Source organism: Pseudomonas graminis, from assembly GCF_013201545.1.
GTDB lineage: Bacteria > Pseudomonadota > Gammaproteobacteria > Pseudomonadales > Pseudomonadaceae > Aquipseudomonas.
Map to the genome: position 1 here is coordinate 1,351,246 of NZ_CP053746.1, position 25,575 is coordinate 1,376,820.

Annotated in this window: 20 protein-coding genes and 1 pseudogene; 10 read left to right on the forward strand and 11 right to left on the reverse strand. The window is 61.7% G+C overall.

Annotation, left to right across the window (positions count from 1 at the left end; all coding sequences use genetic code 11):
• Positions 1 to 2: 2 nt before the first annotated feature.
• The 9 genes and pseudogenes from FX982_RS06210 to pilG form a co-directional block, all read right to left on the reverse strand.
• Complete coding sequence (locus tag FX982_RS06210; RefSeq protein WP_216843209.1) at positions 3 to 911, reverse strand: triphosphoribosyl-dephospho-CoA synthase; 909 nt, start codon at positions 909 to 911, stop codon at positions 3 to 5.
• Positions 911 to 2,587 carry a malonate decarboxylase subunit alpha gene (gene mdcA, locus FX982_RS06215; protein ID WP_172610014.1) on the reverse strand — a complete coding sequence of 559 codons (1,677 nt, stop codon included), beginning with the start codon at positions 2,585 to 2,587 and terminating at the stop codon, positions 911 to 913. The genes FX982_RS06210 and mdcA overlap by 1 nt, the downstream gene beginning before the upstream one ends.
• A gap of 98 nt (positions 2,588 to 2,685) precedes the next feature.
• Positions 2,686 to 3,833 (reverse strand): annotated as a pseudogene (locus FX982_RS06220) (Fic family protein).
• A gap of 1,121 nt (positions 3,834 to 4,954) precedes the next feature.
• Positions 4,955 to 5,443, reverse strand: a complete 489-nt coding sequence (locus FX982_RS06230; RefSeq protein ID WP_122536410.1) for a chemotaxis protein CheW — start codon at positions 5,441 to 5,443, stop codon at positions 4,955 to 4,957.
• Positions 5,436 to 11,417, reverse strand: a complete 5,982-nt coding sequence (locus FX982_RS06235; RefSeq protein WP_172610015.1) for an Hpt domain-containing protein — start codon at positions 11,415 to 11,417, stop codon at positions 5,436 to 5,438. Before FX982_RS06235 ends, FX982_RS06230 begins: the two co-directional genes overlap by 8 nt.
• 90 nt (positions 11,418 to 11,507) lie before the next feature.
• Positions 11,508 to 13,544 carry a methyl-accepting chemotaxis protein gene (locus FX982_RS06240; protein WP_122536408.1) on the reverse strand — a complete coding sequence of 679 codons (2,037 nt, stop codon included), beginning with the start codon at positions 13,542 to 13,544 and terminating at the stop codon, positions 11,508 to 11,510.
• A 74-nt stretch (positions 13,545 to 13,618) separates the two neighbouring features.
• Positions 13,619 to 14,158 carry a chemotaxis protein CheW gene (locus tag FX982_RS06245; RefSeq protein WP_172610016.1) on the reverse strand — a complete coding sequence of 180 codons (540 nt, stop codon included), beginning with the start codon at positions 14,156 to 14,158 and terminating at the stop codon, positions 13,619 to 13,621.
• A gap of 16 nt (positions 14,159 to 14,174) precedes the next feature.
• A complete protein-coding gene (gene pilH, locus FX982_RS06250) occupies positions 14,175 to 14,540 on the reverse strand; it encodes a twitching motility response regulator PilH (protein ID WP_065991171.1) in 366 nt (121 codons plus the stop codon).
• A 45-nt stretch (positions 14,541 to 14,585) separates the two neighbouring features.
• Positions 14,586 to 14,996, reverse strand: a complete 411-nt coding sequence (pilG, locus tag FX982_RS06255) for a twitching motility response regulator PilG (RefSeq protein WP_065991170.1) — start codon at positions 14,994 to 14,996, stop codon at positions 14,586 to 14,588.
• A 241-nt stretch (positions 14,997 to 15,237) separates the two neighbouring features.
• On the opposite strand from pilG, the gene gshB reads away from it, so the two are divergent.
• The 7 genes from gshB (at position 15,238) to FX982_RS06290 (ending at position 21,266) form a co-directional block, all read left to right on the forward strand.
• Positions 15,238 to 16,194 carry a glutathione synthase gene (gene gshB / locus FX982_RS06260; protein WP_122536406.1) on the forward strand — a complete coding sequence of 319 codons (957 nt, stop codon included), beginning with the start codon at positions 15,238 to 15,240 and terminating at the stop codon, positions 16,192 to 16,194.
• A gap of 172 nt (positions 16,195 to 16,366) precedes the next feature.
• On the forward strand, positions 16,367 to 17,269 hold the full coding sequence (locus tag FX982_RS06265) for an energy transducer TonB (RefSeq protein ID WP_172610017.1): 903 nt from the start codon (positions 16,367 to 16,369) through the stop codon (positions 17,267 to 17,269).
• A gap of 107 nt (positions 17,270 to 17,376) precedes the next feature.
• Positions 17,377 to 17,946: a YqgE/AlgH family protein gene (locus FX982_RS06270; protein ID WP_172610018.1), complete on the forward strand. Its 570-nt coding sequence runs from the start codon at positions 17,377 to 17,379 to the stop codon at positions 17,944 to 17,946.
• The gene (gene ruvX, locus FX982_RS06275; protein WP_172610019.1) at positions 17,946 to 18,383 is read left to right on the forward strand and encodes a Holliday junction resolvase RuvX; all 438 of its coding nucleotides are present in this window, start codon (positions 17,946 to 17,948) and stop codon (positions 18,381 to 18,383) included. Before FX982_RS06270 ends, ruvX begins: the two co-directional genes overlap by 1 nt.
• A 76-nt stretch (positions 18,384 to 18,459) precedes the next feature.
• Positions 18,460 to 18,981: a bifunctional pyr operon transcriptional regulator/uracil phosphoribosyltransferase PyrR gene (pyrR, locus tag FX982_RS06280; protein ID WP_172610020.1), complete on the forward strand. Its 522-nt coding sequence runs from the start codon at positions 18,460 to 18,462 to the stop codon at positions 18,979 to 18,981.
• A gap of 12 nt (positions 18,982 to 18,993) precedes the next feature.
• Complete coding sequence (locus FX982_RS06285; RefSeq protein WP_172610021.1) at positions 18,994 to 19,998, forward strand: aspartate carbamoyltransferase catalytic subunit; 1,005 nt, start codon at positions 18,994 to 18,996, stop codon at positions 19,996 to 19,998.
• Complete coding sequence (locus tag FX982_RS06290; RefSeq protein ID WP_172610022.1) at positions 19,995 to 21,266, forward strand: dihydroorotase; 1,272 nt, start codon at positions 19,995 to 19,997, stop codon at positions 21,264 to 21,266. Before FX982_RS06285 ends, FX982_RS06290 begins: the two co-directional genes overlap by 4 nt.
• A gap of 213 nt (positions 21,267 to 21,479) precedes the next feature.
• Here FX982_RS06290 and FX982_RS06295 read toward each other — a convergent pair whose 3' ends face one another.
• Positions 21,480 to 21,896, reverse strand: a complete 417-nt coding sequence (locus tag FX982_RS06295) for an NINE protein (protein ID WP_172610023.1) — start codon at positions 21,894 to 21,896, stop codon at positions 21,480 to 21,482.
• A 250-nt stretch (positions 21,897 to 22,146) separates the two neighbouring features.
• Here FX982_RS06295 and FX982_RS06300 point away from each other — a divergent pair, with 250 nt between their 5' ends.
• Positions 22,147 to 22,878: a C40 family peptidase gene (locus tag FX982_RS06300; RefSeq protein ID WP_172610024.1), complete on the forward strand. Its 732-nt coding sequence runs from the start codon at positions 22,147 to 22,149 to the stop codon at positions 22,876 to 22,878.
• Between the two features lie 70 nt (positions 22,879 to 22,948).
• Here FX982_RS06300 and FX982_RS06305 read toward each other — a convergent pair whose 3' ends face one another.
• Positions 22,949 to 23,983, reverse strand: coding sequence for a type IV pilus twitching motility protein PilT (locus FX982_RS06305; RefSeq protein ID WP_065991152.1), 1,035 nt, complete (start codon positions 23,981 to 23,983; stop codon positions 22,949 to 22,951).
• Between the two features lie 54 nt (positions 23,984 to 24,037).
• Between FX982_RS06305 and FX982_RS06310 the strand changes: the two genes are divergently transcribed.
• Complete coding sequence (locus tag FX982_RS06310; RefSeq protein ID WP_172610025.1) at positions 24,038 to 24,724, forward strand: YggS family pyridoxal phosphate-dependent enzyme; 687 nt, start codon at positions 24,038 to 24,040, stop codon at positions 24,722 to 24,724.
• Between the two features lie 24 nt (positions 24,725 to 24,748).
• On the forward strand, positions 24,749 to 25,567 hold the full coding sequence (gene proC / locus FX982_RS06315; RefSeq protein WP_172610026.1) for a pyrroline-5-carboxylate reductase: 819 nt from the start codon (positions 24,749 to 24,751) through the stop codon (positions 25,565 to 25,567).
• Positions 25,568 to 25,575 lie beyond the last annotated feature (8 nt).

Consider the following 25,575-nt stretch of genomic DNA (forward strand, 5'->3'; position numbering starts at 1 on the left):
GATCAGACGTTCCTCGTTGCATCGCCGAGCGCAGGCTCCAGGCGATCAATAAACAGGCAAGCGGCGAGCAGATCGGCAGCGCCGCCGGGGGAGGCGTTCAGGCTCAACAGTTGTTGATCCAGCTGATTGAGCGCGCGACGACCGCTGAGGGTCGCGCTGCCACCGGCGTCCAGCACCCGCTGCGCGCCGTGTTGCATGGCATGCAGGCCTTCTTCACCCGCGCGGTACAGCACGCAGGTATCGGACAGCGTGGTCATGATCGCCAGCAGCGCATCAAGTCGCGCGTTTTGCTCGCCATGCCCGGCGGCGCGGCTGCGGACGAGTTGCGGCAAGCCGGTTTGAGTGACGGCAGGGAAGCCTGCTTGCGCTTGTTCTCGGGCACCCATTGCGCCGTACTTCTGCGCAACGGTCTGGCCATGGCTCTGGCTGTGGCTCTGGTCGGCGGCCTGGTGACGATCCTCGATCAGCGCCAGCTGGCCTGCGCGTCGGCTCAGCCCCTCTGGAGAAAGATCATCGGGATTCAGCGCAGCAGCAGTGACCAGCAACCCCAGAGCCCAGATCGCGCCACGGTGCGTGTTCACTCCGTTGGTGGTGCGCATCATCGCGGCTTCACCTTCGCGACCGAGGCGGCCAATGGTTTCTCGCAGCGCCGGGTTGATGTCACTAGTGGCAATGGCGGCGTCGGCCATCTGCTTGAATGCAGGCCACAGCGACAGCGCAGACGCGTGCATCAGACCCAAGTGCAAATCCGTATGGGCGCCACTGCTGCGACGATCAACCAGCGCCGGTTTCGGCGACAGGTCGGCCTCGTCGATCAGTGCATCAACCGCCAGATCGGCCAGGCGCTCTGCCAGTGATGCAGGGTTTGGCGTTGCGTCGAAGGCATCGAAAGCTACATTGAATGCGCGCATCACCAGCTCCTGAATTTCGCAGGCGGGTTGTACAAACCGCCGGACCATTCCACCAACTCGGCGATGCTCTTGGCGGCGAGCAGTTCGCGGCTGGCGTCGGTGCGGCGAATGCCCAAATCCTCAGGCAGCGCGATCAGCCCTTCACGGCGCATGCGGGCGGTGTCTTTCGGGTTGTGACGCAGGCCGATGGGCGTCACGCCCGCGACGGCGGCGATCATGGCCTGACGCTCTTCCAGGGATCGCGCCTTGTACAGATAGGCAATGCCTTCTTCGGTCAACAGATGGGTCACGTCGTCGCCGTAGATCATGATCGGCGCCAGCGGCATCCCGCTCTTTTTCGCGACTTCGACGGCGTCCAGCGTCTCGACGAAGGTCGGTTTGCCGCCTTCCTGGAAGGTCTCGACCATTTGCACCACGAGCTTCTTGCCGCGCTCAAGATAGGCGTCCGGCCCGTCACCGCTTTGCTGACGCATGTCCAGCCAGGCAGGCGTGGCGTGACGTCGACCGCGCGGGTCGTGGCCCATGTTCGGCGCGCCGCCAAAGCCGGCAAGGCGCCCGCGGGTAACGGTAGAAGAATGGCCATCGCCGTCGACTTGCAGCGTGGCGCCAATGAACAGGTCAACGGCGTATTGCCCGGCCAGCTGGCACATCATCCGGTTGGAACGCATGGAGCCATCGTGGCCGGTGAAGAACACGTCGGGCCGTGCAGCGATGTAATTTTCCATGCCCAGCTCGGTGCCGAAACAATGCACGCTTTCGACCCAGCCGCTTTCAATGGCAGGGATCAGCGTCGGGTGCGGGTTCAGCGTCCAATTGCGGCAGATCTTGCCCTTCAGGCCCAAGGATTCACCGTAGGTCGGCAGGATCAGTTCGATGGCGGCGGTGTTGAAGCCGATGCCGTGGTTGAGGGACTGGACGTTGTGTTTCTCGTAGATCCCGCGAATCGCCATCATCGCCATCAGCACGTGCACTGGCTTGATGTGGCGCGGGTCACGGGTGAACAGCGGCTCGATGTAGAACGGCTTGTCGGCGACGACCACGAAGTCGACCCATGACGCCGGGATGTCCACGCGCGGCAGGTCGCTGACGTCATCCACCAACTGGTTGACCTGCACGATGACGATGCCGTCGCTGAAGGCCGCCGGTTCGATCAGGGCGGGGGTGTCTTCGGTGCTGGCGCCGGTGTAGATGTTGCCGGCGCGGTCAGCCATAAAACCGGCCGAGAGCACGACGTTGGGAATCAGGTCAACCAGCAGACGGGAATACAGCTCGATGTAGGTATGAATCGCGCCGATTTCCAGCAGGCCGTCTTCCAGCAACTGGCTGATGCGCAAGCTTTGCGTACCGGCGAAAGAGAAATCCAGCTTGCGGGCGATGCCGCGTTCGAACAGGTCCAGATGCTCGGCACGGCCGACGCTGGGCATGATCATGTGCAGGTCGTGGAGCTTGGCGGGATCGGTCTTGACCAGTGAGCGGGACAGGAAATCTGCCTGCTTCTGGTTGTTGCCTTCCAGCACCACGCGATCGCCCGGCGCAATCAGCGCCTCAAGCGCGGCGACAATCTTGTCGGTCGGCAGTACAACGCCATCGGCGAAGGAACGCACCAGGTCGAGCCGTCGCAGCTTTTCAGTGCGACGACGCGACCAGCGCGGGTCAAGTTTCGTTGTTGTGGTCATGCTGACTCCACGTGTTCGCTGTCGTGGGGCAGATTAGGAGGGGTTGAGGTGCGGCATCAATCAAGTAACTGGCGGGATCGTTACGTTCAGAGTAATGATCAGTCCGCCCAGTTGATCTGATAACGGGTGCTGCGCCCGCCGCCGGGGAGTTTACGTAGGCAGCCTTTTTCCAGAAGGTCTTGAAGATGCCGGGTGGCGGTGGCTTTACTGACTTTGGCGACCGCCTGATATTGAGCGGCGCTGATGCCACCGGTAAAACCCGCGTCGGGCTTCTCCGACAAAAGGTCGCCATTCAATAACCGATTGAGCACCTTGGTCTGCTCCACAGAGAGGCCGTCATCCCGATGGGATTGCCAGAATCTCGCCTTCGCCAACACTCGCTCGAGATGCTGCATGGCCTGCTCAAGCGTGTGGAACAAGGTCTGTAAAAACCAGACGAGCCACTCGGTGATGTTCAGGCCACCACGTTGGGTCGCCTCCAGAATCCGGTAATAGTCCTGACGGCAGGCAAGGATGCTGGCGGACATGGCGTAAAAGCGTATGGCCTGGTGTTCGCCCTGGGCCATGGCCAGATCAGTGATTGCGCGGGTCAAACGTCCATTGCCATCGTCGAACGGGTGCAGCGTCACGAACCAGAAATGCGCGATGCCCGCTCGGATCAGCGGGTCCAGGGTTGGATCGACGCGGCTGCTGTTGAACCAGTAAAAGAAGTCATCAAGCTTTTGCTCCAGGCCTTCGCGCGCAGGCGCCTCGAAGTGCACCACGGGCCGGTCGATGCGACCGGACACGACCTGCATGGCTCAGGCCCTCTGAGCGTCCCGACTTGGATGGGGTATGCCGTCAACGCGCTCGGCTCGGGGAACAACAACTGATGCCAGCGCATCAGCCGTTTAGACGTCAACGGCATGTCGTATTGTTGGGTGGCATCCAGCATCAGCTCCGCCAGACCTTCACTGCGCGCCGTCACGCGTTCATCGCTGGCGAGCCCGAGCCGTTTTGCCAGCGAGGAGCGCACCGACTCCACGTTGAGTTGCTCACCCTCAATGGCCGATGAGGTGATGAGGTTCTGCAGCAAAGCGTCCAGTTCACGCTCGACATTCGCGGCGGCGCCTGAAGCGCCAATCATCCCCAATAGCTGACCCTGCGCCTGGGTGCAGGCCCGCAACAGCGGCGCCAACGGCTCTACGTCCCAGGAAAAGGACGGCCATTTGGGGTGTTGCCAAATCCATTTCGCTGACTGTTTCACGGGACGCCTCGGAAGGGTGCGAGCCGATTAGAAACTCTATTCGGCTCACAGGATGAGCCGAATATGCGGTTTATTCGGCTCATCGTCTAGGAGGGATTGGGGAGGAAAACGATATATATGTACCGCAATCGACCCTTTTCGAATTTTTAAACTGCCCACTTCACAAATCTGATATCCGAGCGCCATGTCGCAGTTGCCTGAATTGCCTTCTCCGACCCAGACTCCTACCGTTGAAGACGATATATATGCCTTTCAAGCGCCTGGAGATCTCATGTCATCGACTGTCCTGTCATTCCAAGCCGATGAAGAAACAGTACAAACACTCGACCAGTTGGCCGGCACCACTGGCGTGATCGGCGATATCACCTTCAGCAAGCACTGAGCCGCTACCTGGAAGCCGAGATGCGCCAGATCCAGGCTGTCTCGGACGGCATAGCGGATGTCAACGCAGCAAACCTTACCGATATCGAATCTGTAAAAGCGAAATACTTCAGCCTGATATGAGCCGGCTTCCGCTGGCAGTTCTTGAATACTCCAGACAGACACAAGTTGAGCATGCTGGAGATCAAATTGCGGGAGCGAGCTTGCTCGCGAAGAGGCCACGGCAGCTGCTATAACTTCAGCGTTTGAAATACTGCCTTCGCGAGCAAGCTCACTCCTACAGGGGGCTGTGTTGGGCATGCTACCTGCGGCGGCTGACATGCAGGCGTGGGAGCGAGCTTGCTCGCGAAGGGGTCGGTGCATCCACCAAATCTTCAGCGTTTGAAATGCAGCCTTCGTGAGCAAGCTCACTCCCACAAGGGCTGTGTTGGGCATGCAATCTGCGGCGGCTGACATGCATTCGTGGGAGCGAGCTTGGTCGCGAAGGGGTCGGTACATCCACCAAATCTTCAGCGTTTGAAATGCAGCCTTCGTGAGCAAGCTCACTCCTACAGGGGGCTGTGTCCGGCATGCAATCTGCGGCGGCTGACATGCATTCGTGGGAGCGAGCTTGGTCGCGAAGGGGTCGGTACATCCACCAAATCTTCAGCGTTTGAAATGCAGCTTTCGCGAGCAAGCTCACTCCTACAGGGGGCTGTGTCCGGCATGCAATCTGCGGCGTTTGAGAGCCGGGAAGTCTCTTACAAGTTTGGCGTCATCTGAACCAACCCCGCCTCCACCAACCACTCTTCCAGCGCCACAAGGTCCGGGATCTTCGCCACGGTCTCGCCCACTTGCACCGCGGCCAGTTCCAGCTCGGCCAGCGGCACGTCGACATAACTCAGCTGGCTGTCCAGCTTGCAGGAACGCGGAATGCCCTGTGTCAGCAGGGCGATGAATTTGAGGTCGGGCCGCCCGCCGAGGGCGTTGAGCACGACGATGCGAGCGCGACCTCCAACGCGGGCGCGGCTGCCGCAGGCGGCTTCGAAGCTGAGCAGCGGCAGACTGCGGTTGCGCCAGTTGATCGGGCCCAGGTACCACTGCGGCGCGGCGGGGTCGGCGACGCTGTCTTGATAGTCGATCAGCTCGGCGACTGCCACGTTGGGCAACAACAGGTGCCGGTCACTCAGGGGAATCAGCAATCCGGTCAGGCTGGTCAGCCGCGCCGTTTGCGTCGTCGTGTCAGACATGGGCGTGGCTCCAGTGGGCGATGCTTTCCAGCAGTGCGGCTTCCTGATACGGCTTGCTCATGTACTCGTTTACCCCCAGCGCCATGGCGTGGTCGCGGTGCTTCTGCCCTGATCGCGACGTGATCATGATGATCGGCAGGTGCTTCAAGGCGTCGTCTCCGCGAATCTTGCTGACGACTTCAAAACCGTCCATGCGTGGCATTTCGATGTCCAGCAGCATGATGTCCGGGGTGTGCTCCTGCAGCAGCGCCATGGCATCGACGCCGTCCTTGGCCGTCAGCACGTTCATGCCGTTGCGCTCCAGCAAGCGGCCGGTGACCTTGCGCACGGTCACCGAGTCATCCACTACCATCACCAGCAACGGCCGCGCCTGTTCGGGTTCTACATAACGCACCGGCGCATGACCGGCGACCTGCAACGCGAGCAACTTGGCGTGGAAGCGCCGGATGTGCGCAAACAGGTCGAGAATCAGCACCACGCGGCCGTCCCCCAGAATGGTCGCACCGGCAATGCCGGGTATCGAAGAAAACTGCGGGCCCAGGTTTTTCACCACGATTTCCCGCGAGCCGGCCAGCGCGTCCACCTGCACCGCAACCCATTGATCGTGTACGTGAACGAGAAGCACCGGCAGCGGCTGGGTCTGTGGCTGGCCGCTCAGTTTCGGCGGATGACCGTTATTGAGCAGTTCGCCCAAATAACGCAACTCGTAACTCCGTCCGCTGTACTCGTACCGCGGCGGCACCGTGTGATAGCAGGACTCCAGCTCGCTCGGCATCACGCGCACGATGCCCTCGATGCTGTTCAGCGGCACGGCATACTGTTCTTCGCCGCACTGAACCATCAGCGCCCGATTGACCGACACCGAGAACGGCAAACGGACACGGAAACGCGCCCCCTCGCCCGCTTTGGAATCAATGACCATCGAGCCGCCCAGGTCCTTGACCTCGGCGTGCACCACGTCCATGCCGACGCCGCGCCCGGAAATCTGAGTGATGGTCTCGGCGGTGGAAAAGCCTGGGCGCAGGATGAACTGCAGAATGTCGTGTTCGCTCAGTTCGGCGTCCGGGCCGATCATGCCGCGCTTGATCGCCTTGCGCCGCACGGCCTCGAAGTCGACACCGGCGCCGTCGTCGCGCATCTCGATAACGATGTCGCCGCCTTCGTGGGCCAGACTCAGCGTGATATGCCCCCACTCGGGTTTGCCGGCGGCCAGACGTTCCTCGACGCTCTCCAGACCATGATCGACAGCGTTGCGCAGCATGTGCTCCAGCGGCGCAACCATGCGTTCGAGCACGTTGCGGTCCATCTCGCCCTCGGCGTTGATCACGTCGAACTTGACCTTCTTGTTCAGCTCGCCCGACACCTGACGAACGATCCGACGCAGGCGCGGCACCATACGCTCGAACGGGACCATGCGCGTGCGCATCAGGCTTTCCTGAAGCTGGGTGTTCACCCGCGCCTGCTGCTGCAGCAGGGTTTCGGCCTCATGGGCGCGGGTGTCGAGGGTTTCCTTGAGGTCCATCAGGTCGGACGCGGACTCGAACAGCGCGCGGGATAACTGCTGCAGCTGCGAATGACGGTCCATTTCCAGCGGGTCGAATGCTTCATAACCGCGCCGATCGACGTGGTGGTCACGGCTGAGGATACGGCCCTGGGTCTCGATGTCGAGTCGGCGCAGCTGATCGCGCATCCGCTCGATGGTGGTTTCCATTTCGACCAGCGTGATCTGCGCGTCGCTGACCTGCTGCTCGACACGGCCCCGGAATATCGAGGTTTCCCCCGCAAGATTGGCCAGGTCCTCCAGTTGCTCGGCCGGAACCTTGATCATCTCCGGGCCGGTACGCTCGCCGTCGGCCTCCGCCTGTGCGGACGCTGGATCAACGGCGGCCGCTGGCACCTGAGCCGGCGCATCCTGAGGTGTGTCGACAGCGTCTCGGGCGGTTCCGGACGAGGTGTAGTGAGCGATGCTCTCGATCAGCAGCGCCGGGTTGGGCAGCGGCTCGTAACCCCGAACGGCATCCACCATGTCGGCGAGCATGTCGTGGCCGCTTTGCAGCAAGCCGTTGAGCAGCGCGCTGTTTTTCAGCGCACCCGCCGACAATCCTTCGTACAGCGACTCCAGCTCGTGGGCCAGATCGCCAATCGGCGCGATCTCCACCATGCGCGCGCCGCCCTTGAGCGTGTGCAGATCACGCAGCAGGTTTTCCACTTCCAGCGCGTTGTGCGGGTCGGCCTGCCAGCGCACCAACGCCGCGCTGCTGCTTTCGATGATGTCGTCGGCTTCTTCGAGGAAGATTTCCAGCAGTTCCGGATCACGCTCGTCCAGCGAGTGAATCATTGAGCTGACATTGCGCGTCTCGCCGTCATGGGGCAGCAAGTAACAGTTGCGCTGACGAAACTCGCGAATCTTCTCGATCAGGTGCGCGGGACTGGTCAGCGCCGAGCGGTGCTGCAACTGCTCAAGCATCAACGACAGGTGATCGTGGCTGTGCACCAGCAGTTCGGCCAGTTGCGGCGAGTAACCGCAACGTCGGTCAAGCAGGCCTTCGTAGAGCGATTCCAGCTCGTGACCGAGGTCGCCCACCGGCCCGATTTCGGCCATGCGCGCGCCTCCCTTGAGGGTGTGCAGGTCACGTTGCAACGATGACAGCGGCAGCGGGTTGTCCGGGTCGTCGAGCCAGCGTTGCAACGCAGGGCCGGCGATGTCGAGAATGTCCATCGCCTCTTCAAGAAAGATCTCGACGATTTCCTGATCGAAATCATCACTCGCAGGCTGCGCAGGCCGAGCGAGGCGTTCGCTGACCTCCTCCATCTCTGTAATATGGGTCGCGCCAGCGCCATCACTTTTGATCACGCCCATCGCGCCGGGGTCCAGCGCTTCGGCGAGCAGCCCGCGCAAGGCGCTCACCCGCTCGGGACAAGGCTGAACTTCCTGTCCGGCGGCGACCTGATCGAGCATGTTGATCAGCGCTTCATGGGCCTTTTCGGCTTCGTCGAAAAAACGCTCGCTGACGGCAAGGCTGCTCTCCTCCACGGCGCCATACAGGTCGAGCAGTGCTTCGCAGAGTTCGTCGACCTGAGGCAGGTCGGCCATATGTGCGCCGTGGCCGAGCATGGTCAATTCGTCCAGCAGCGCATTCAGTTCCTGGCGGTGGCCGGGGTGCAGGCGCCAGTCTTTGAGCAGGTTGTCGGCGTCCAGCAGGATGTCCATTCCCTCGGCCAGAAAGCTCGCGATCAACTGCGGATTACGCCGCGTGCGCAGGCCATTGCTGTCGTCGCTCAAGGCATCGGCCAGCCGTGCGTCAAGCAGCTCCTGGGCCCGTTGAATCAGTGCGGCAGCGCCTTCGATGGGCAGCAGCGGGTCGACATTCAGCTGAGCCAGACCTTGATGGAACAAAGGCTCGGCCGCACGCAGCAGGTCGATTTCGTCCTGGCCGACCGCGATCAGGTTGGTCTTGAACTCGCGAACGAGTTGATCCAGCGGGCTCGCCAGCTCGGCAATCGGCAGGACGCCTGCCATGTACGCGCTGCCTTTGAGGGTGTGCAGCGCGCGCAGCAAATCGTTGCTGAATACGGGCGCATCGGCGTCCTGCGAGGCGTCGAGATAACGGCTCACCGTGTTCAGGTGGGTATGGGCTTCCTGACGGAAGATCTCCAGCAACTGCGGGTCAAAACCCTCTTCGTCCTCCGGCCGTTGCGCAGACTCGACGTCACCTGCCTCGCCCTGGGCCAGCGCGTGAGCCTGGGCGGCCAGTTGGTCGACATCGTCACGCTGACGCTGAACGTCCTCGGCGAAATCGCGAATCACGTCCGGCAGCAAAGTCTGTACGTCCGTGAGCAACTTCTGCACCCGTGCATCCGGCTCGACGCTGTGTTCCAGCACGCGGTTCAGCAGGTTCTCTACCGACCACGCCAGCTCGCCCAGAATCAGCGCGCGCACCATCCGGCCGCTGCCCTTGAGGGTGTGAAACGCCCGACGAATCTCGCCCAGCGCCGAGAGATTGCCGGGATCGGCAAGCCAGCGGGGCACGTACTCGCGCAGGGCTTCGAGCATCTCGTCGGTTTCTTCGAGGAAGACTTCGCGCAACTCGTCATCAATCGCCTGCTCACCCTTCGGCGGCGGCAACAAGCTGGCCGGCATGTTTCGCGCCGGCGGGTTGACCGCCGACAGCGGGCTGGCCAGCACTTCGGCGAGGGTGCGGCTCGGGCTGACCAGGGCCTGCCGCTCGTGCAGATCCTGCAGTTCTTCTTCGCTGATGACTTCTTCGAGCACCGGCACATCCACCGCATCGGGCACCGGCGAGTAACCGAGCCGGGCGAGACTTTCCTGGGCCAGGTCCAGCACATGTTCACCCGGCGCTTCCGGGTCTTCGGCCATGCGTTCGAGGTAGTACTCGACGCCGATGATCACGTCCGCCAAGTGATCGAGCTGCGAGGCCGCCGGGCTCTCAGCGTCGACCAGCAAGCGCTCGGTGATGTAGTCGTTACAGGCCGCCAGCAGGCCGGATGCCCGCGCCAGCGGAATCATCGCCAGCGCGCCGCGCACCTGAACCAATTGCTCCGACAGCGGCAGCAGACGTGCCCGGTCCATTTCGCCGTCGACGTAGGCGTCGATCACATCCTTGGCCTGCTGAAGGACGATGCGCGCTTCCTTGATGACCAGCTGATGAATCTGGCTGAGGTCCGTGGTCGGCAGACGGCTCTCTTCGGGGCTGCTCTGGTTGACGGTTCCGGCCATGCCCGCGAGAGTCGATTCGACGTACAGCAGCGCGCCGGCGACGTCCATCAACGAGGCATCGTCGGGCTCGCGCTGCCCTTGGGCCATGCCCTGCACCACGGTCATCTGATCAATGATGACTTTGCGCGGCTGCCCAAAGCCCAGCACCGCCAGGGTGTCGGCGATCTGCCGCAGCGGTGGCAGCAACGCACTCAGCTCGCTGACGTGCTGACGATCTCCGCGCACGAACACATCAAGCCGCTCCTTGGTCCGCACCAGCTCATCACACAGCGCAATGATCACAGAGCGCATGGCGTCGCGGTCCGGCCCGGCCATGCGCGCGCGTTCTTCAGCGACCAACGCACTGTGCGGCAGGGCATCGGCGAGGGCGTATTGGTCCTTAAGGTCCGTCATCTTCTGCGCCTCGCTGTCGGACTTGGCGATGTAAAACAACAGGCTTTTCAGGAGTTCGTCGGGCGCAGGCTGATTAATCCCCTCGATGCCTTGATCCAGCAGACGCTTCAGCTCTTTGTCAGCGTCCTTGAACAGGCTGCGCAGCGCCGGGCTGTTGGTGAAGTTACCGCTGACCATGGTTTCGACCAGCGCGGAAGCGATGCGCCAAAGCGGTTCGAGCGGCGCGTCCTCGCACAACACTTCAAGCCGCGCGAACACCTTGCCCATGTAACCGAGTTGAGTCTGCACGTCCTGATCGCGAAGCAGCCCGACCAGCGCGGTTTGCAGCGTCTGCCGCAGTTTGCGCAGCTTCGCGGGCAGCTCCGGGCTGTCGCGCTCGGCCAATGCGTCGGCATCAAGGGCAGGGATAGACAGCAATTGTGGCGAGAACAGGCTGGTTTCCGACAACAGGCTTTCGCCCCGGGCGCTGCGCAGATCATTGAGCAGCGGCAGCACCACCAGCGGCAGATCACGGCGAGCGGAATGCACACGCTCCAGGTAGAGCGGCAGTTGGGTCATCGCCAGATTCAGCAGCTGAATCGCTTCGCTTTCCTGGCTGACGTGGCCCTGCTTGAGGGCCAGCGCCAGCTGTTCAATCTCCTCGGCGAACAACGCGGCGCCGTAGAACTCGATCATCTGCAGGCTGCCATGAACCTGGTGGATGAGGTCAAGGCAAACGTCCATCGCCGATGCGTCGTGGGGTCGGGCGACGAAGGTGTCCAGTGCCTGTCGGGCGTGGGTGAGGGTTTCGGCTATTTCGCCTTTGACCCACTCCAGGGCCACGTAATCGTGACGGTCAGCCATGGTGACTCCGGTTGCCTGTGCTCTGACGCTGCTTCATTTGCGATAACGGGTGCATTAACGGGGCTATCAAACGGGCGCTCACGACGGCCATCAATGCCGCGATGTCGGCAGCGTAAAGCCGGAAACCGAGCGGCGCATCTCGCTGGCCATCTTCGCCAGATTGCCCATGCTCCGGGCAGTCGCCGCCGTGCCTGAGGTGGTCTGCGTGGTGGTCTGTTGGATCACCAGCATGGTCGACGAAATCTGCTGGCCCAACTCAGCCTGCTGCTGCGCCGCGTTGGTGATGCTCTCGACCAGCGCGGCGAGGATCTTCGACACCCCTTCGATTTCTTCCAGCGCAACGCCGGCGTCCTGCGCCAGCCGCGCACCGCGCACCACTTCGGCGGTGGTCTGCTCCATGGAGATCACCGCTTCGTTGGTGTCGTTCTGAATCGCGCGCACCAGCGTTTCGATCTGCTTGGTCGCTGACGACGAGCGCTCGGCCAGCCGCTGTACCTCATCGGCCACCACCGCGAAACCGCGCCCGGCATCGCCGGCCATCGAGGCCTGGATCGCGGCGTTGAGCGCAAGAATGTTGGTCTGGTCGGCAATGTCATCAATCAGGCTGACGATGTCGCCAATCTCCTGGGAAGACTCGCCCAACCGCTTGATGCGCTTGGACGTGTCTTGAATCTGCTCGCGGATGTTGTCCATGCCGGTGATGGTGTTGTGCACCACCTCGTTGCCCTTGTTGGCGATGGTCACAGACCGCTCGGCCACCGCAACGGACTCGGACGCGTTGGCCGAGACCTGATCGATGGAGGTTGCCATGTCATGGATGGCGTTAGAGGCCGCTGCGATCTGCAACGCCTGATGCTCGGACGCCGCGGCCAATTGGGTCGCAGTGGTCTGCGTGTCTTTCACGGCGCCGAACACTTGCTCGGCGGTGAGGTTGATGGTCGACACCAACTCGCGCAGTTGATCGATGGAGTAGTTGATCGAATCGGCAATCGCGCCGGTGAAATCCTCGGTCACCGAGGCGGCCACGGTCAGGTCCCCGTCCGCCAGGTTTTCGATCTCGTCGAGCAGGCGCATGATCGCGTTCTGGTTGCGCTCGTTCTTCTCTGCGGTTTCGCGCAGTTGCCGGTTGGTTTCGCGCACCATCACCAGGCCAATCAGGATGATCGACGCCAAGGCCAGCAGGCCGAGTATGTAGCCGCCATAGCTGTACGCCGCGCGCCCACCGGCCATGTGCTCGAAACTGTTGGCCAGCACCGAGGCTTCGTCGAGGAGCGTCTGCGAGAGGTTGAAGATGCTGCCCGCCGCTTCACGGACTTCCAGCAGCTCCGGCGAGGTTTCAAGGATTTCGTCGACCGACCCCGAGACGAACTGGAACAGCTCGGCAATCTCGGCCAGCCGCGCCCGCGCATCGCGGTCTTCGACCTGGGCGATTTTCAGGGTGGCATTCCCTTCGAGCATGCCGTTGAGCACACGCCCGAACTGGCTGGCATCACGACCGAAAGCATCCGCTGCCTGAACCGCGGTTTCGTCACCGGACAACACCGTGTTCACCGCACCCAGTATCCGCTCGGCCAGCAGCGACTGCCGCTGCGCGAGGGCGACTTGAGCCGCGGGCGCACGGGTTTGCAGGAGAATGTCGACGACCTTTTCGGATTCGATCTGCAATTGCGGGATAGTCTCGGCGAGCGTCGCCGCGACCTGATGCAGCGAGAGCACGGTCTGCTCACGGGCCAGAATCACGTCGGTGCTTTTGCGCAGATTCTCCCAGTCGTTCTGTACCGCTTTCAGCTCATCGCTCACCGCAGCGGGCGCAGCAGGCAGGCCGGTGTTCTTGTCGCCTTTCTTCAAATACTGCCAGCGCGTGTCGAAGTCGTTGCGCGCGTCGGCCAACAGCTTGAATGCCGCCGCCTTGCCCGCCGCCGCTTCCGTGGCGTTCTTGGCGATGCGCTGGGACAGCACGCGAAGCTCGCCGGCGTGGCCGATGTATTGTTTGTCGTAGTTGGATTGCGTGCTGAGGTACGCGAAGTTGACGAACAGCAGCATGATGAAAACGATGAGGCAGATGAACAGCACGACGATCTGCGATCGACTGCGCGCGCCTTCCAGTGACTTGCCGGTATTACTCATTGCTCAGGGCTCCGCCTGATGTTCGATTGAGGGGGGCATTAGCCGTCTGGACAGGCACTGTTCAACGCCGCACATCAGAGCGCAACATCCATAAACTCAGGCGACTGTACCAGCGCGCGAGGGCTGAACACCTGCCAGGCCTGCTCGCGCACAAAACGCCCCCGTGTGTACGGCGCGACGCGGGGTTCGCTGTCGTGACCCGCTTCAGGCATCAGGCTCCGCTCGCTGAAATGCTGCATGCCCAACACCTCGTCGATGAGCAGACCGACGAACACACCCTCGAAGTCGATGACCAGCACGCGCCGGTGTTTGCGCTGGGGTGAAAGTTCGTGACCAAAAAAGGCGCACAGATCCATGATCGGCAACAAGCGGCCGCGCAGATTGGCGATTCCGCAAACCCACGCCTTGGCGCCCGGCAATACCGCGCAGCGCGGTTCGTGAAGGATTTCGTCGACCTCGCCCATGGGCGCCACGTAATGGCGCTCGCCCATGCGGAAGCCAATGCCGCCCCAACCTTGTTGTCGGGTTTCCTGCAACGGCAGGCCGGCAGCGAGGGAGCGGCAGCGCTGGTCGATATCGAGCAGCAGCTGGAAGGCGGTTTGTGACCGAGCCATGAGCGTCAGCCGGGGGTCAGCCCGCGAGCACCGCGTTCAGGGTTTTCATGAGGGTTTCTTCGTCCACTGGCTTGGTCAGGTAATCCCGCGCGCCCTGGCGTTTGCCCCAGACCTTGTCGGTTTCCTGATCTTTAGTGGTAATCATGATGACGGGGATCATGCTGGTGTCAGCGTCTTTGGTCAGCTGACGAGTCGCCTGAAAACCGTTGAGGCCCGGCATGACGATGTCCATCAACACGGCATCGGGCTTTTCCTGCCGGGCCAGGGCCACGCCGTCGGCACCGTTTTCGGCCTTGAGTACCTGGTGGCCGTGCTTCTCCAGCATGCCGGTCAGCTTGTACATTTCGGTCGGCGAGTCATCGACGATCAGAATTCGAGCCATGGTGCTTCCCCATAGAAAAAGCCGTCCCGCACAAGGGGGTCGGCATCAAGATAGTTGTTGTTCGACTGCAACGAACCCGGGCACATGGGCCTTGATCGCACTGAGCAGTTCTTCCTTGCTGAACGGTTTGGTCAAAAACTGATCGGAACCGACGATGCGCCCCTTGGCCTTGTCGAAGAGCCCGTCCCTTGAGGACAACATGATCACCGGCGTGGATTTGAACGCCCGATTGTTCTTGATCAACGCGCACGTCTGATACCCGTCGAGCCTGGGCATCATGATGTCGACGAAAATGATTCTGGGATGATTGTCGGCAATCTTGGCCAGTGCGTCGAAGCCGTCGATGGCGGTGATCACTTCACAGCCGACGTTTTTCAGCAGCGTCTCGGCGGTGCGACGAATCGTTCGGGAGTCGTCGATGACCATCACTTTCAATGGGGCTGAATGCTGTTCCATATCTGCTCTACCATCGCCGCGGCGAATCAGATGGGTTGCCTTCCGCCGGGCATCTGGTTTTGGGTCGGGATGATCGGGAGGCGCCAGAGACAGCTGGCGCGACACCGGATGCCGAGCCTTTTTAGCACACTCTCCACGGTCAATCCATAAAGCCTTGCCCCTTGACCCAAAGCCGGCGCGGCGCCACCCTGACGCCTATTTTCGGCCTGTCGTGGCCATTACCGATCAGAGGATATTACCCATGAGCATTCGCCTGGGAATCGTCATGGACCCCATCGAGCGCATCTCCTATAAAAAGGACAGCTCGCTGGCCATGCTCCTGGCAGCGCAGGCCCGCGGCTGGTCGTTGTTCTATATGGAGCAGCACGACCTGTACCAGGACGCCGGCCAGGCCCGCGCCCGCATGAAACCGCTGAAAGTCTTCGCCGACCCGGCTCACTGGTTCGAGCTGGAAGCCGAAGTCGACAGCGGTCTGGATGATCTGGACGTGATCCTGATGCGCAAGGATCCGCCGTTCGACATGGAGTTCGTCTACTCCACCTATCTGCTCGAACAAGCCGAGCGCGCCGGCGTGCTGGTGGTCAACAAGCCGCAAAGCCTGCGTGACTGCAACGAGAAGCTGTTCGCCACGCTGTTCCCGCAATGCACGCCGCCCACGCTGGTCAGCCGTCGTGCGGACATCATCCGTGAGTTCGCTGCGAAGCACGGCGATGTCATTCTCAAGCCGCTGGACGGCATGGGCGGCGCATCGATCTTCCGCCACCGCGTCGGTGACCCGAACCTGTCGGTGATCCTCGAAACCCTGACCAAGCATGGCCATGAGCAGATCATGGCGCAGGCGTATCTGCCGGCGATCAAGGACGGCGACAAGCGCATTCTGATGGTTGACGGCGAACCGGTTCCGTATTGCCTGGCAAGGATCCCGGCCGCTGGCGAAACACGAGGCAATCTGGCAGCAGGTGGTCGTGGCGAAGCCCGCCCTCTGACGGACCGCGATCGCTGGATCGCCGCCGAAATCGGCCCGACGCTGCGGGAAAAAGGCTTGCTGTTTGTAGGCCTGGACGTAATTGGCGAGCACCTGACCGAAATCAACGTCACCAGCCCGACCTGCATCCGCGAGATCGACAACGCGTTCGGGACGGACATTGGCGGCATGTTGATGGATGTGATCGAGAAGAAGCTGCAGGCGCGCGCTTAACCCGGCTCCTTGTGGGAGTGACGCTGATTACTCCCACAATGAAAGGCACCTTCCACTAATCGGCCCGGTGACATCAAACGCCAAGCCAGTCCTGACATTGCGTTATCATGCGCGGCCTGAATTTTTGCGCTAGGTGAGTAGTAATGCTGGCACATGTGCTGCCGGAGCGTGGATGAACGCTGCGGTCGACGATGATCTCCCCCTGTCCCTGACCCGCACTGGCGTGCGCCCTGCCGATCGCCTCGGGTTTACCCTGATGATCGCCGCACTGGTGCATCTGGCCGTCATCCTTGGCGTTGGTTTCACCTACGTCAAACCGGAAAAGATCAGCCAGACCCTGGAGATCACTCTCGCCCCTTTCAGAAGTGATACCAAGCCGAAGGACGCTGACTTCCTCGCCCAGGAAAACCAGCAGGGCAGCGGCACCCTCGACAAGAAAGCGGTGCCGAAGACCACCGAAATCGCCCCCTATCAAGACAACCAGATCAACAAGGTCACGCCACCGCCTGCGGCCAAACCGGTGGTCAAGCAGGACGCGCCGAAGACCGCTGTCGCCACGAAAGCCCAGTCTCCGCAAAAGACCGTCGCCAAGCGCAATGAGGTCAAGCCGGAAGAACAGAAGAAAGTCGCACCGACCATCGACAGCACGCAGCTGAACAGCGAAATCGCCAGCCTCGAAGCCGAGCTGGCGGATGAGCAGCAGGCCTACGCCAAGCGTCCGAAGATCCACCGCCTGAGCGCCGCCTCGACCATGCGCGACAAAGGTGCCTGGTACAAAGAAGACTGGCGCAAGAAGATCGAGCGCATCGGCAACCTGAATTATCCGGACGAAGCGCGCCGCAAGCAGATCTACGGCAGCCTGCGGATGATGGTGTCGATCAATCGCGACGGCTCACTGTATGAAGTCTTGGTTCTCGAGTCGTCGGGTCAGCCGCTGCTGGATCAGGCCGCGCAGAAGATTGTCCGGCTGGCCGCACCGTTTGCGCCGTTCAGTGGCGATCTGGCCGATATCGACCGGCTTGAAATCATCCGTACCTGGAAATTCGCGCGCGGGGACAAGCTGTCGAGTAATTGATCAGCCAATGCCGCGCACTATGAAACCTGACCTGCGTCGCGATTTATCCGCCCGTGAGTCGGTTCTGCCAGTTGTCACAACAGCCCCGCGACGCCACACTAGGGCTCATGAAAAACGTCTCTCCGTCGTACCTCAAACACCAGTTTCTGATCGCCATGCCCCACATGCACGATGAGAACTTCGCCCAGACCTTGACCTACATCGTCGAGCACAACGCCAATGGCGCCATGGGCCTGATCGTCAACCGACCGCAAAGCCTGTCGCTGGCAGATGTCCTTGAACAGCTGCGCCCCGAATTGCCGCCTCCTGCGCGGTGCAGGGATATCCCCATTCACCTCGGCGGGCCGGTGCAAACAGATCGCGGCTTTGTCCTGCACCCTTCCGGTCAGGTCTTCCAGGCGACGGTCGACCTGGGTGGCATTTCGCTCTCGACCTCCCAGGACGTGCTTTTCTCTATCGCAGACGGCTACGGCCCTGATCAAAATCTGATCACCCTCGGCTATGCCGGCTGGGACGCCGGCCAGCTGGACGCCGAGTTTGCAGCCAACGCCTGGCTCAACTGCGCGTTCGACCCGGCAATCCTTTTCGACGTCGAAAGCGAAGACCGCCTCGACGCCGCTGCCGCTAAACTGGGCGTCAACCTGAACCTGCTGACCAGCCAGGCGGGTCACGCCTGATGGCCGGACTGCGCCTGCTGCTGGGGTTCGACTACGGCACCAAACAGATCGGCGTGGCGGTCGGCCAGGTGATCACCGGGCAGGCGCGCGAACTCTGCACATTGAAAGCGCAGAACGGCGTGCCGGACTGGGACAAGGTTCAGGCGCTGATCAGCGAGTGGAAACCGGACGCCATCGTCGTCGGCCTGCCGCTGAACATGGACGGCACGCCGAGCGAGATGAGCGCCCGTGCCGAGAAGTTTTCGCGCAAGCTCAATGGCCGCTTCAACCTGCCGGTCTACACCCACGACGAACGCCTGACCACGTTTGAAGCCAAAGGCGAACGCGCCTCTCGCGGCCAGCACGGCAGCTACCGGGACAATCCCGTGGACGCCATCGCCGCAGCGCTTCTGCTGCAAAGCTGGCTGGAAGCCAACACCGCGCTGTTTGAAACCTGATCCATCTACGCTGCATCGAATTCGATTTACCCCGGACGTTCGTGCAGCGCACGCCGGGGCACCTGAAGGAGCAACCATGAGCCTGCCAAATCCCGCCGAACTGATCAGCCAGATGGCGATTGATCTCAACGCGCACCTGAACAAACGCGGCATCCAGGAGCCTCGTTTCATCGGCATTCGCACCGGTGGCGTGTGGGTCGCGCAGGCGCTCCTTGAAGCGCTCAACATCCAGTCGCCGCTGGGTACGCTGGACGTCTCCTTTTATCGCGACGACTTCAGCCAGAACGGCCTGCACCCGCAAGTGCGACCGTCAGAGCTGCCGTTCGAGATCGAAGGCCAGCACCTGGTGCTGATCGATGACGTGCTGATGAGCGGGCGCACCATTCGTGCAGCGCTCAACGAACTGTTCGATTACGGCCGCCCGGCCAGCGTGACCCTGGTGTCGCTGCTGGACCTGGACGCCGCCGACCTGCCAATCCGCCCGAACGTGACGGGCGCGACCCTGTCATTGGGGCCTAACGAACGGGTCAAGCTGTCCGGGCCAACGCCGCTGACGCTTGAACTGCAAGACCTTTCCACCGATTCCGCCGCCCTCTAAGAGTCCTTTGCGATGACGCCTCTCGACGCCAAGCGCCCGCTGCAACTGAACCATCAGGGCCAGCTGCAGCACTTTCTCTCCCTCGACGGTTTGCCCCGCGAACTGCTCACCGAAATCCTCGACACCGCCGACTCGTTCCTCGAAGTCGGCGCCCGGGCGGTGAAGAAGGTCCCGCTGCTGCGCGGCAAAACCGTGTGCAACGTGTTCTTCGAAAACTCGACCCGCACCCGCACCACGTTCGAGCTCGCGGCGCAGAGGTTGTCGGCGGATGTCATCACGTTAAACGTGTCGACCTCCTCCACCAGCAAGGGCGAGACGCTGTTCGATACGCTGCGCAACCTTGAGGCCATGGCCGCCGACATGTTCGTCGTGCGCCACGGTGACTCCGGTGCGGCGCACTTCATCGCCGAACATGTCAGCCCGCAGGTGGCGATCATCAACGGCGGCGACGGCCGTCATGCACACCCGACCCAAGGCATGCTGGACATGCTGACCATCCGCCGCCACAAGGGCAATTTCGAGAACCTCTCGGTGGCGATCGTCGGCGATATCCTGCATTCCCGCGTCGCGCGCTCGAACATGATCGCGCTCAAAGCGCTGGGCTGCCCGGACATCCGCGTGGTCGCGCCAAAAACGCTGCTGCCGGTGGGCGTCGAGCAGTACGGCGTGAAGGTCTACACCGACCTGACCGCAGGCCTGAAGGACGTCGACGTGGTGATCATGCTGCGCCTGCAACGCGAGCGCATGTCGGGCGGCCTGCTGCCGAGCGAGGGTGAGTTCTACCGGCTGTTCGGTCTGACCACTGCGCGCCTGGCCGGCGCCAAGCCCGATGCCATCGTGATGCACCCAGGCCCGATCAACCGGGGCGTGGAGATCGAATCGGCAGTAGCAGACGGCCCTCATTCGGTCATTCTCAATCAGGTGACCTACGGCATCGCCGTGCGCATGGCCGTTCTGTCCATGGCCATGAGTGGCCAAACCGCACAACGTCAGTTCGAGCAGGAGATCGCCCAGTGAAGTTCAGCATCCTCGGCGCTCGCGTCATCGACCCTGTCAGCGGTCTGGATCAAGTCACCGACATCCACCTCGAAGCGGGCAAGGTGCTCGCCCTTGGCGCGGCACCCGCCGGCTTCAGCCCTACGGAAACCATCGACGCCGCCGGCTTGATCGCCGCCCCCGGGCTGGTTGACCTGAACGTGTCGTTGCGCGAGCCGGGTTACAGCCGCAAGGGCAACATCGCCAGCGAAACCCGTGCAGCGGCGGCAGGCGGCGTCACCAGCCTGTGCTGCCCGCCGCGGACCAAACCGGTGCTCGACACCTCCGCCGTTGCCGAGCTGATCCTTGATCGCGCCCGCGAAGCCGGCCACAGCAAGGTCTTCCCCATTGGTGCGTTGAGCAAGGGCCTGGAAGGCGAGCAATTGGCCGAGCTGATTGCCCTGCGCGACGCGGGCTGCGTGGCATTCACCAATGGCATGGTGAATTTCCGCAGCAATCGCACGCTGTGCCGTGCCCTCGAATACGCGGCGACGTTCGATCTGACCGTGATTTTCAACTCCCAGGACCACGATCTCGCTGAAGGCGGCCTGGCCCACGACGGGCCGACGGCTGCGTTTCTGGGCCTGCCGGGTATTCCGGAGACGGCTGAAACGGTGGCACTGGCGCGGGACCTGTTGCTGGTCGAGCAAAGCGGTGTGCGCGCGCATTTCACGCAACTGACCAGTGCGCGCGGTGTGGCGTTGATTGCTCAGGCCCAGGCCCGAGGTCTGCCGGTGACGGCGGACGTTGCGCTATATCAGTTGATCCTGACCGACGAGGCGCTGACCGGCTTTTCGAGCCTGTACCACGTGCAGCCGCCGCTGCGCACACGTGCAGACCGCGACGCATTGCGCGAAGCAGTGAAGTCGGGCGTGGTGCAGGCGATCTCCAGCCATCACCAACCCCATGAGCGTGACGCAAAACTGGCCCCGTTCGGCGCGACCGAGCCGGGCATCAGCAGCGTGGAGTTGTTGCTGCCCCTGGCGATGACGCTGGTCGAAGACGGCCTGCTGGACCTGCCGACGCTGCTGGCACGCCTCAGCTCCGGACCCGCCGCTGCGCTGCGCCTGCCGGCCGGAACACTGACCGCCGGCTCGCCTGCGGACGTGGTGCTGTTCGATCCCGCCGCTTCTACGGTTGTAGGCGAGAAGTGGCTGTCGAGAGGCGAAAACTGCCCGTTCCTCGGCCATTGTCTGCCGAGCGCCGTGAAGTACACGTTTGTGGATGGGCGGGTTAGCTATAACGGGTGAGATGCCCAACCTCAGGCAGACGTTGATGATGTGGGAGCGAGCGTGCTCGCGAAGGCTCACTTTCAGCCTCAGAGAAAGTGGCTGAATGCACCGGCCCCTTTGTGAGCACGCTCACTCCCACAGGTTTTGTGTCGCGCGCTGCCTTCTCCGATGACTCGCCTCATGGTGGGAGGATCTCTCTCACTTCCACGGACGAGCCCAAAGAAACCGCTATTACCGGCGGGCGTTCTTCACCGAGATCTGGTCATTCAGCGTCCAGAAGTCGTACAGCACGCCCAGCAGCGCCAAACCTCCGGTGAACAGGTAAATGATCCCGGTGATCCATTTGCCCTGATACATCCGGTGCACACCGAACACGCCCAGAAAGGTCAGCAGAATCCAGGCGAGGCTGTAATCGGTCGCACCTGCGTTGAATCGCAGGTCCGCTTCCCGATCCATCGCCGGAATCAGGAACAGGTCGATCAGCCAGCCAATGCCAAACAAACCCAGCGTGAAAAACCAGATAGTGCCGGTCACCGGCTTGCCGTAATAAAAACGGTGAGCGCCGGTAAATCCCACAATCCACAGCAGATAGCCCATGACCTTGCTGTGGGTGTCCGGACGTTGAACGTCGGGTTGATAGGTGTTCATTGTTGACCTCGTCTGCTGCAATAGAAAAAAATATGCGTAAGTTTTGTGACTTTAGTGACGCCGTCCGACGTATGGCTTGAACCTCTTTTCAATCGTGCAAACCCTTGTTCTGCAAGGTGATCAGCACAGCAAGATGACGATTTTGCCGCCAAAACTGACTTCAGGGGCAGTAAATTGTTCGACAAGGGGGCTCAGAATTTCGCAAAAAGCTGTTATAAAGTTGCGCGCTGACCAACATGAGCCCTGCCTAATGCGTCCATTTTTCAAGACATGGCTGACTATTTGTCTATTTATGCCACTGGCCGCCCACGCCACCAATCGTGAGCAAACGCTTCCACCGAGCTTCACCGGTTTCACCGCCAGGTCCGAGTCGCCGGAATCCGTTTCACGCAACATTGCCGCTCAACGGTCTGCAATGGCTGCACTGGAACAGACGGCTACTCCACTCGAGTCCTCTGGCAAGCGAGCCAAAGCTGTTAAGGGTAAATCGTCCCGCAGCACTCGCAAAATTTCGCAAAACACTGTCGCCCTGGCCAACACGGCGCAGATGGGTACCAAACAGAGCAGCACCGTGGTCAACCGGGCCGTAAATGCCATCGGTACACCTTATCGTTGGGGCGGCACCAGCCCAACAAAAGGGTTCGACTGCAGCGGGCTGGTGAAATATGCCTTCAACGACGTGAGCGAAGTCGATCTGCCGCGCACGTCCAACGCCATGGCCGAAGGTCACGGTCAAAAGGTAGACCGCAAGGATTTGAAGCCGGGCGACTTGCTGTTTTTCAACATCAAGAGCCGCAAGGTGAACCATGTTGCCATCTACCTCGGCAACGACCGTTTCGTTCACGCGCCACGCCGTGGCAAATCCGTGACGATCGATACGCTGAAGAAGCCGTACTGGGACAGCCATTACGTCGTCGCCAAACGTGTGCTGCCAAAGCAGCCGCCGAGCCAGAAGGGCACCGTGCGCATCGCCCAGCGTTGATCGCACACACCGCCTGAAAACACTGTGGGGAGCGAATTGATTCGCTCCCCACAGTCGTTTGCCTTCCTTATCAGAAATTATCCGGCGTTTTCGCCTTCTCCCGCGCACTCTCACGCGTGATCAGCCCCTTGCTGATCAGATCCTTCAGGCACATGTCCAGCGTCTGCATCCCCAGCGACCCCCCGGTCTGAATCGACGAATACATCTGCGCCACCTTGTCCTCGCGGATCAGGTTACGGATCGCCGACGTGCCGATCATGATCTCGTGAGCAGCGACCCTGCCTCCGCCGACCTTCTTCAGCAGCGCCTGAGACACGATGGCGTGAAGCGACTCGGAAAGCATTGAGCGGATCATCGACTTTTCCTGCGCCGGGAACACATCGACGATACGGTCGATGCTCTTGGCAGCGGACGTGGTGTGCAGCGTGCCGAACACCAAGTGGCCGGTTTCTGCCGCCGTCAGGGCCAGGCGGATGGTCTCAAGGTCGCGCAGCTCACCCACCAGAATCACGTCAGGGTCTTCTCGCAGCGCCGACCGCAGCGCTTCGGCAAAGCCGTGGGTGTCGCGATGGACTTCGCGCTGGTTGATCAGGCTTTTTTTGGACTCGTGTACGAATTCGATCGGGTCTTCAATGGTGAGGATGTGGTGATGCTTGTTGCTGTTCAGGTAATCGACCATGGCCGCGAGGGTGGTCGACTTGCCTGAACCGGTCGGACCGGTGACCAACACCAGGCCGCGGGGCACGTCGGTAATCTTGCGAAACACTTCGCCCATGCCCAGCTCTTCCATGCTCAGGACCTTCGACGGAATGGTCCGAAACACCGCGCCGGCGCCGCGATTCTGGTTGAACGCGTTGACCCGAAAGCGCGCCACGCCTGGGACTTCGAAGGAAAAGTCTGTCTCCAGGTCCTCCTCGAAGTCCTTACGCTGCCTGTCGTTCATGATGTCGTAGATCAGCGCCTGAACCTCTTTCTGGTCCAGTGCGGGCAGGTTTATCCGCCGCACATCACCATCGACGCGAATCATCGGTGGCAGGCCGGCAGAGAGATGCAAGTCCGACGCGCCTTGCTTGGCACTGAAGGCCAGCAGCTCGGTAATATCCATACAGCTCCTCATCACATAGAATGCCGCAGACTTTAGCCCTGCTGGCGCAAATCAATGTCCACGATAGCAGAGAACATTTCAACGCTCGCCGAGCGAATTCATAGCGCGGCCCAAGCGGTCGAGCGTGACCCGGCGTCTGTCGGCCTGTTGGCGGTGAGCAAGACCAAACCGGCGAGCGACCTGCGGGAAGCCTACGACGCCGGACTCCGCAATTTCGGCGAGAACTACCTTCAGGAAGCCCTCGGCAAACAGGCTGAATTGAGCGACCTGCCCTTGATCTGGCATTTCATCGGCCCCATCCAGTCCAATAAGACTCGCGCCATCGCCGAGCACTTTGCCTGGGTGCATTCCGTGGACCGTCTGAAAATCGCGCAGCGGCTGTCCGAACAGCGTCCGCCAGAACTGCCGCCACTGAACATCTGCATTCAGGTCAACGTCAGCGGCGAGGCCAGCAAGTCAGGCTGCGACCCTGAAGACCTGCCCGCACTGGCCCAGGCGATCAGCGTGCTGCCCAACTTGAAACTGCGCGGCCTGATGGCCATTCCCGAACCCACCGATGATCGCGACGAACAGAACGCTTCGTTCGCCGCCGTCAGCACCCTGCAGGCACAACTGGGCCTGCCGCTGGACACGCTTTCGATGGGCATGAGCCACGACCTCGAAGCCGCCATCGCACAAGGCGCGACCTGGGTGCGGATTGGCACTGCCCTCTTTGGCGCCCGCAATTATGGGCAGCCTTAACCTTTGCCTCACAGGAAACCGTTCATGAGCAAAACCCGTATCGCGTTCATCGGCGCCGGCAACATGGCTGCCAGCCTGATTGGTGGCATGCGCGCCCAGGGCGTCGACGCTGAGCTGATTCGTGCCAGCGATCCTGGCGCAGAAACCCGCGAGCGCGTGGCAAAAGAACACGGCATCAAAGTGGTCGCCGACAACGCCGAGGCCGTCGAAGGCGCCGATGTGGTGCTGCTGGCAGTCAAGCCGCAGATGATGAAATCCGTGTGCGAAGCGCTGAAGCCGGCACTCAAGCCTCATCAACTGATCGTGTCCATCGCCGCCGGGATTACCTGTGCCAGCATGCGGGCATGGCTGGGCGAGCAGCCCCTCGTACGCTGCATGCCGAATACCCCTGCGCTGTTGCGCCAAGGTGTCAGCGGCCTGTACGCCACGGCGGATGTCACCCCGGACCAACGCGAGCAGGCCGAGACGTTGCTGTCGGCGGTCGGGATTGCACTGTGGGTCGACGAAGAAGCCCACATCGACGCGGTGACGGCGGTGTCGGGCAGCGGCCCGGCGTATTTCTTTCTGCTGATCGAAGCCATGACGGCCGCAGGCGTCAAACTCGGCCTGCCGGCTGACGTGGCCAGCAAACTCACCCTGCAAACCGCGCTGGGCGCGGCATTGATGGCCACCGGCAGCGACGTCGATGCGGCCGAACTGCGTCGCCGAGTGACATCCCCTGCGGGCACCACTGAAGCCGCCATCAAATCTTTCCAGGCCGATGGCTTCGAAGCCATTGTGGAGAAGGCGCTGGGCGCCGCTGCACATCGCTCCGCCGAACTCGCCGAACAGCTGGGCAAATAAGGAGCAAT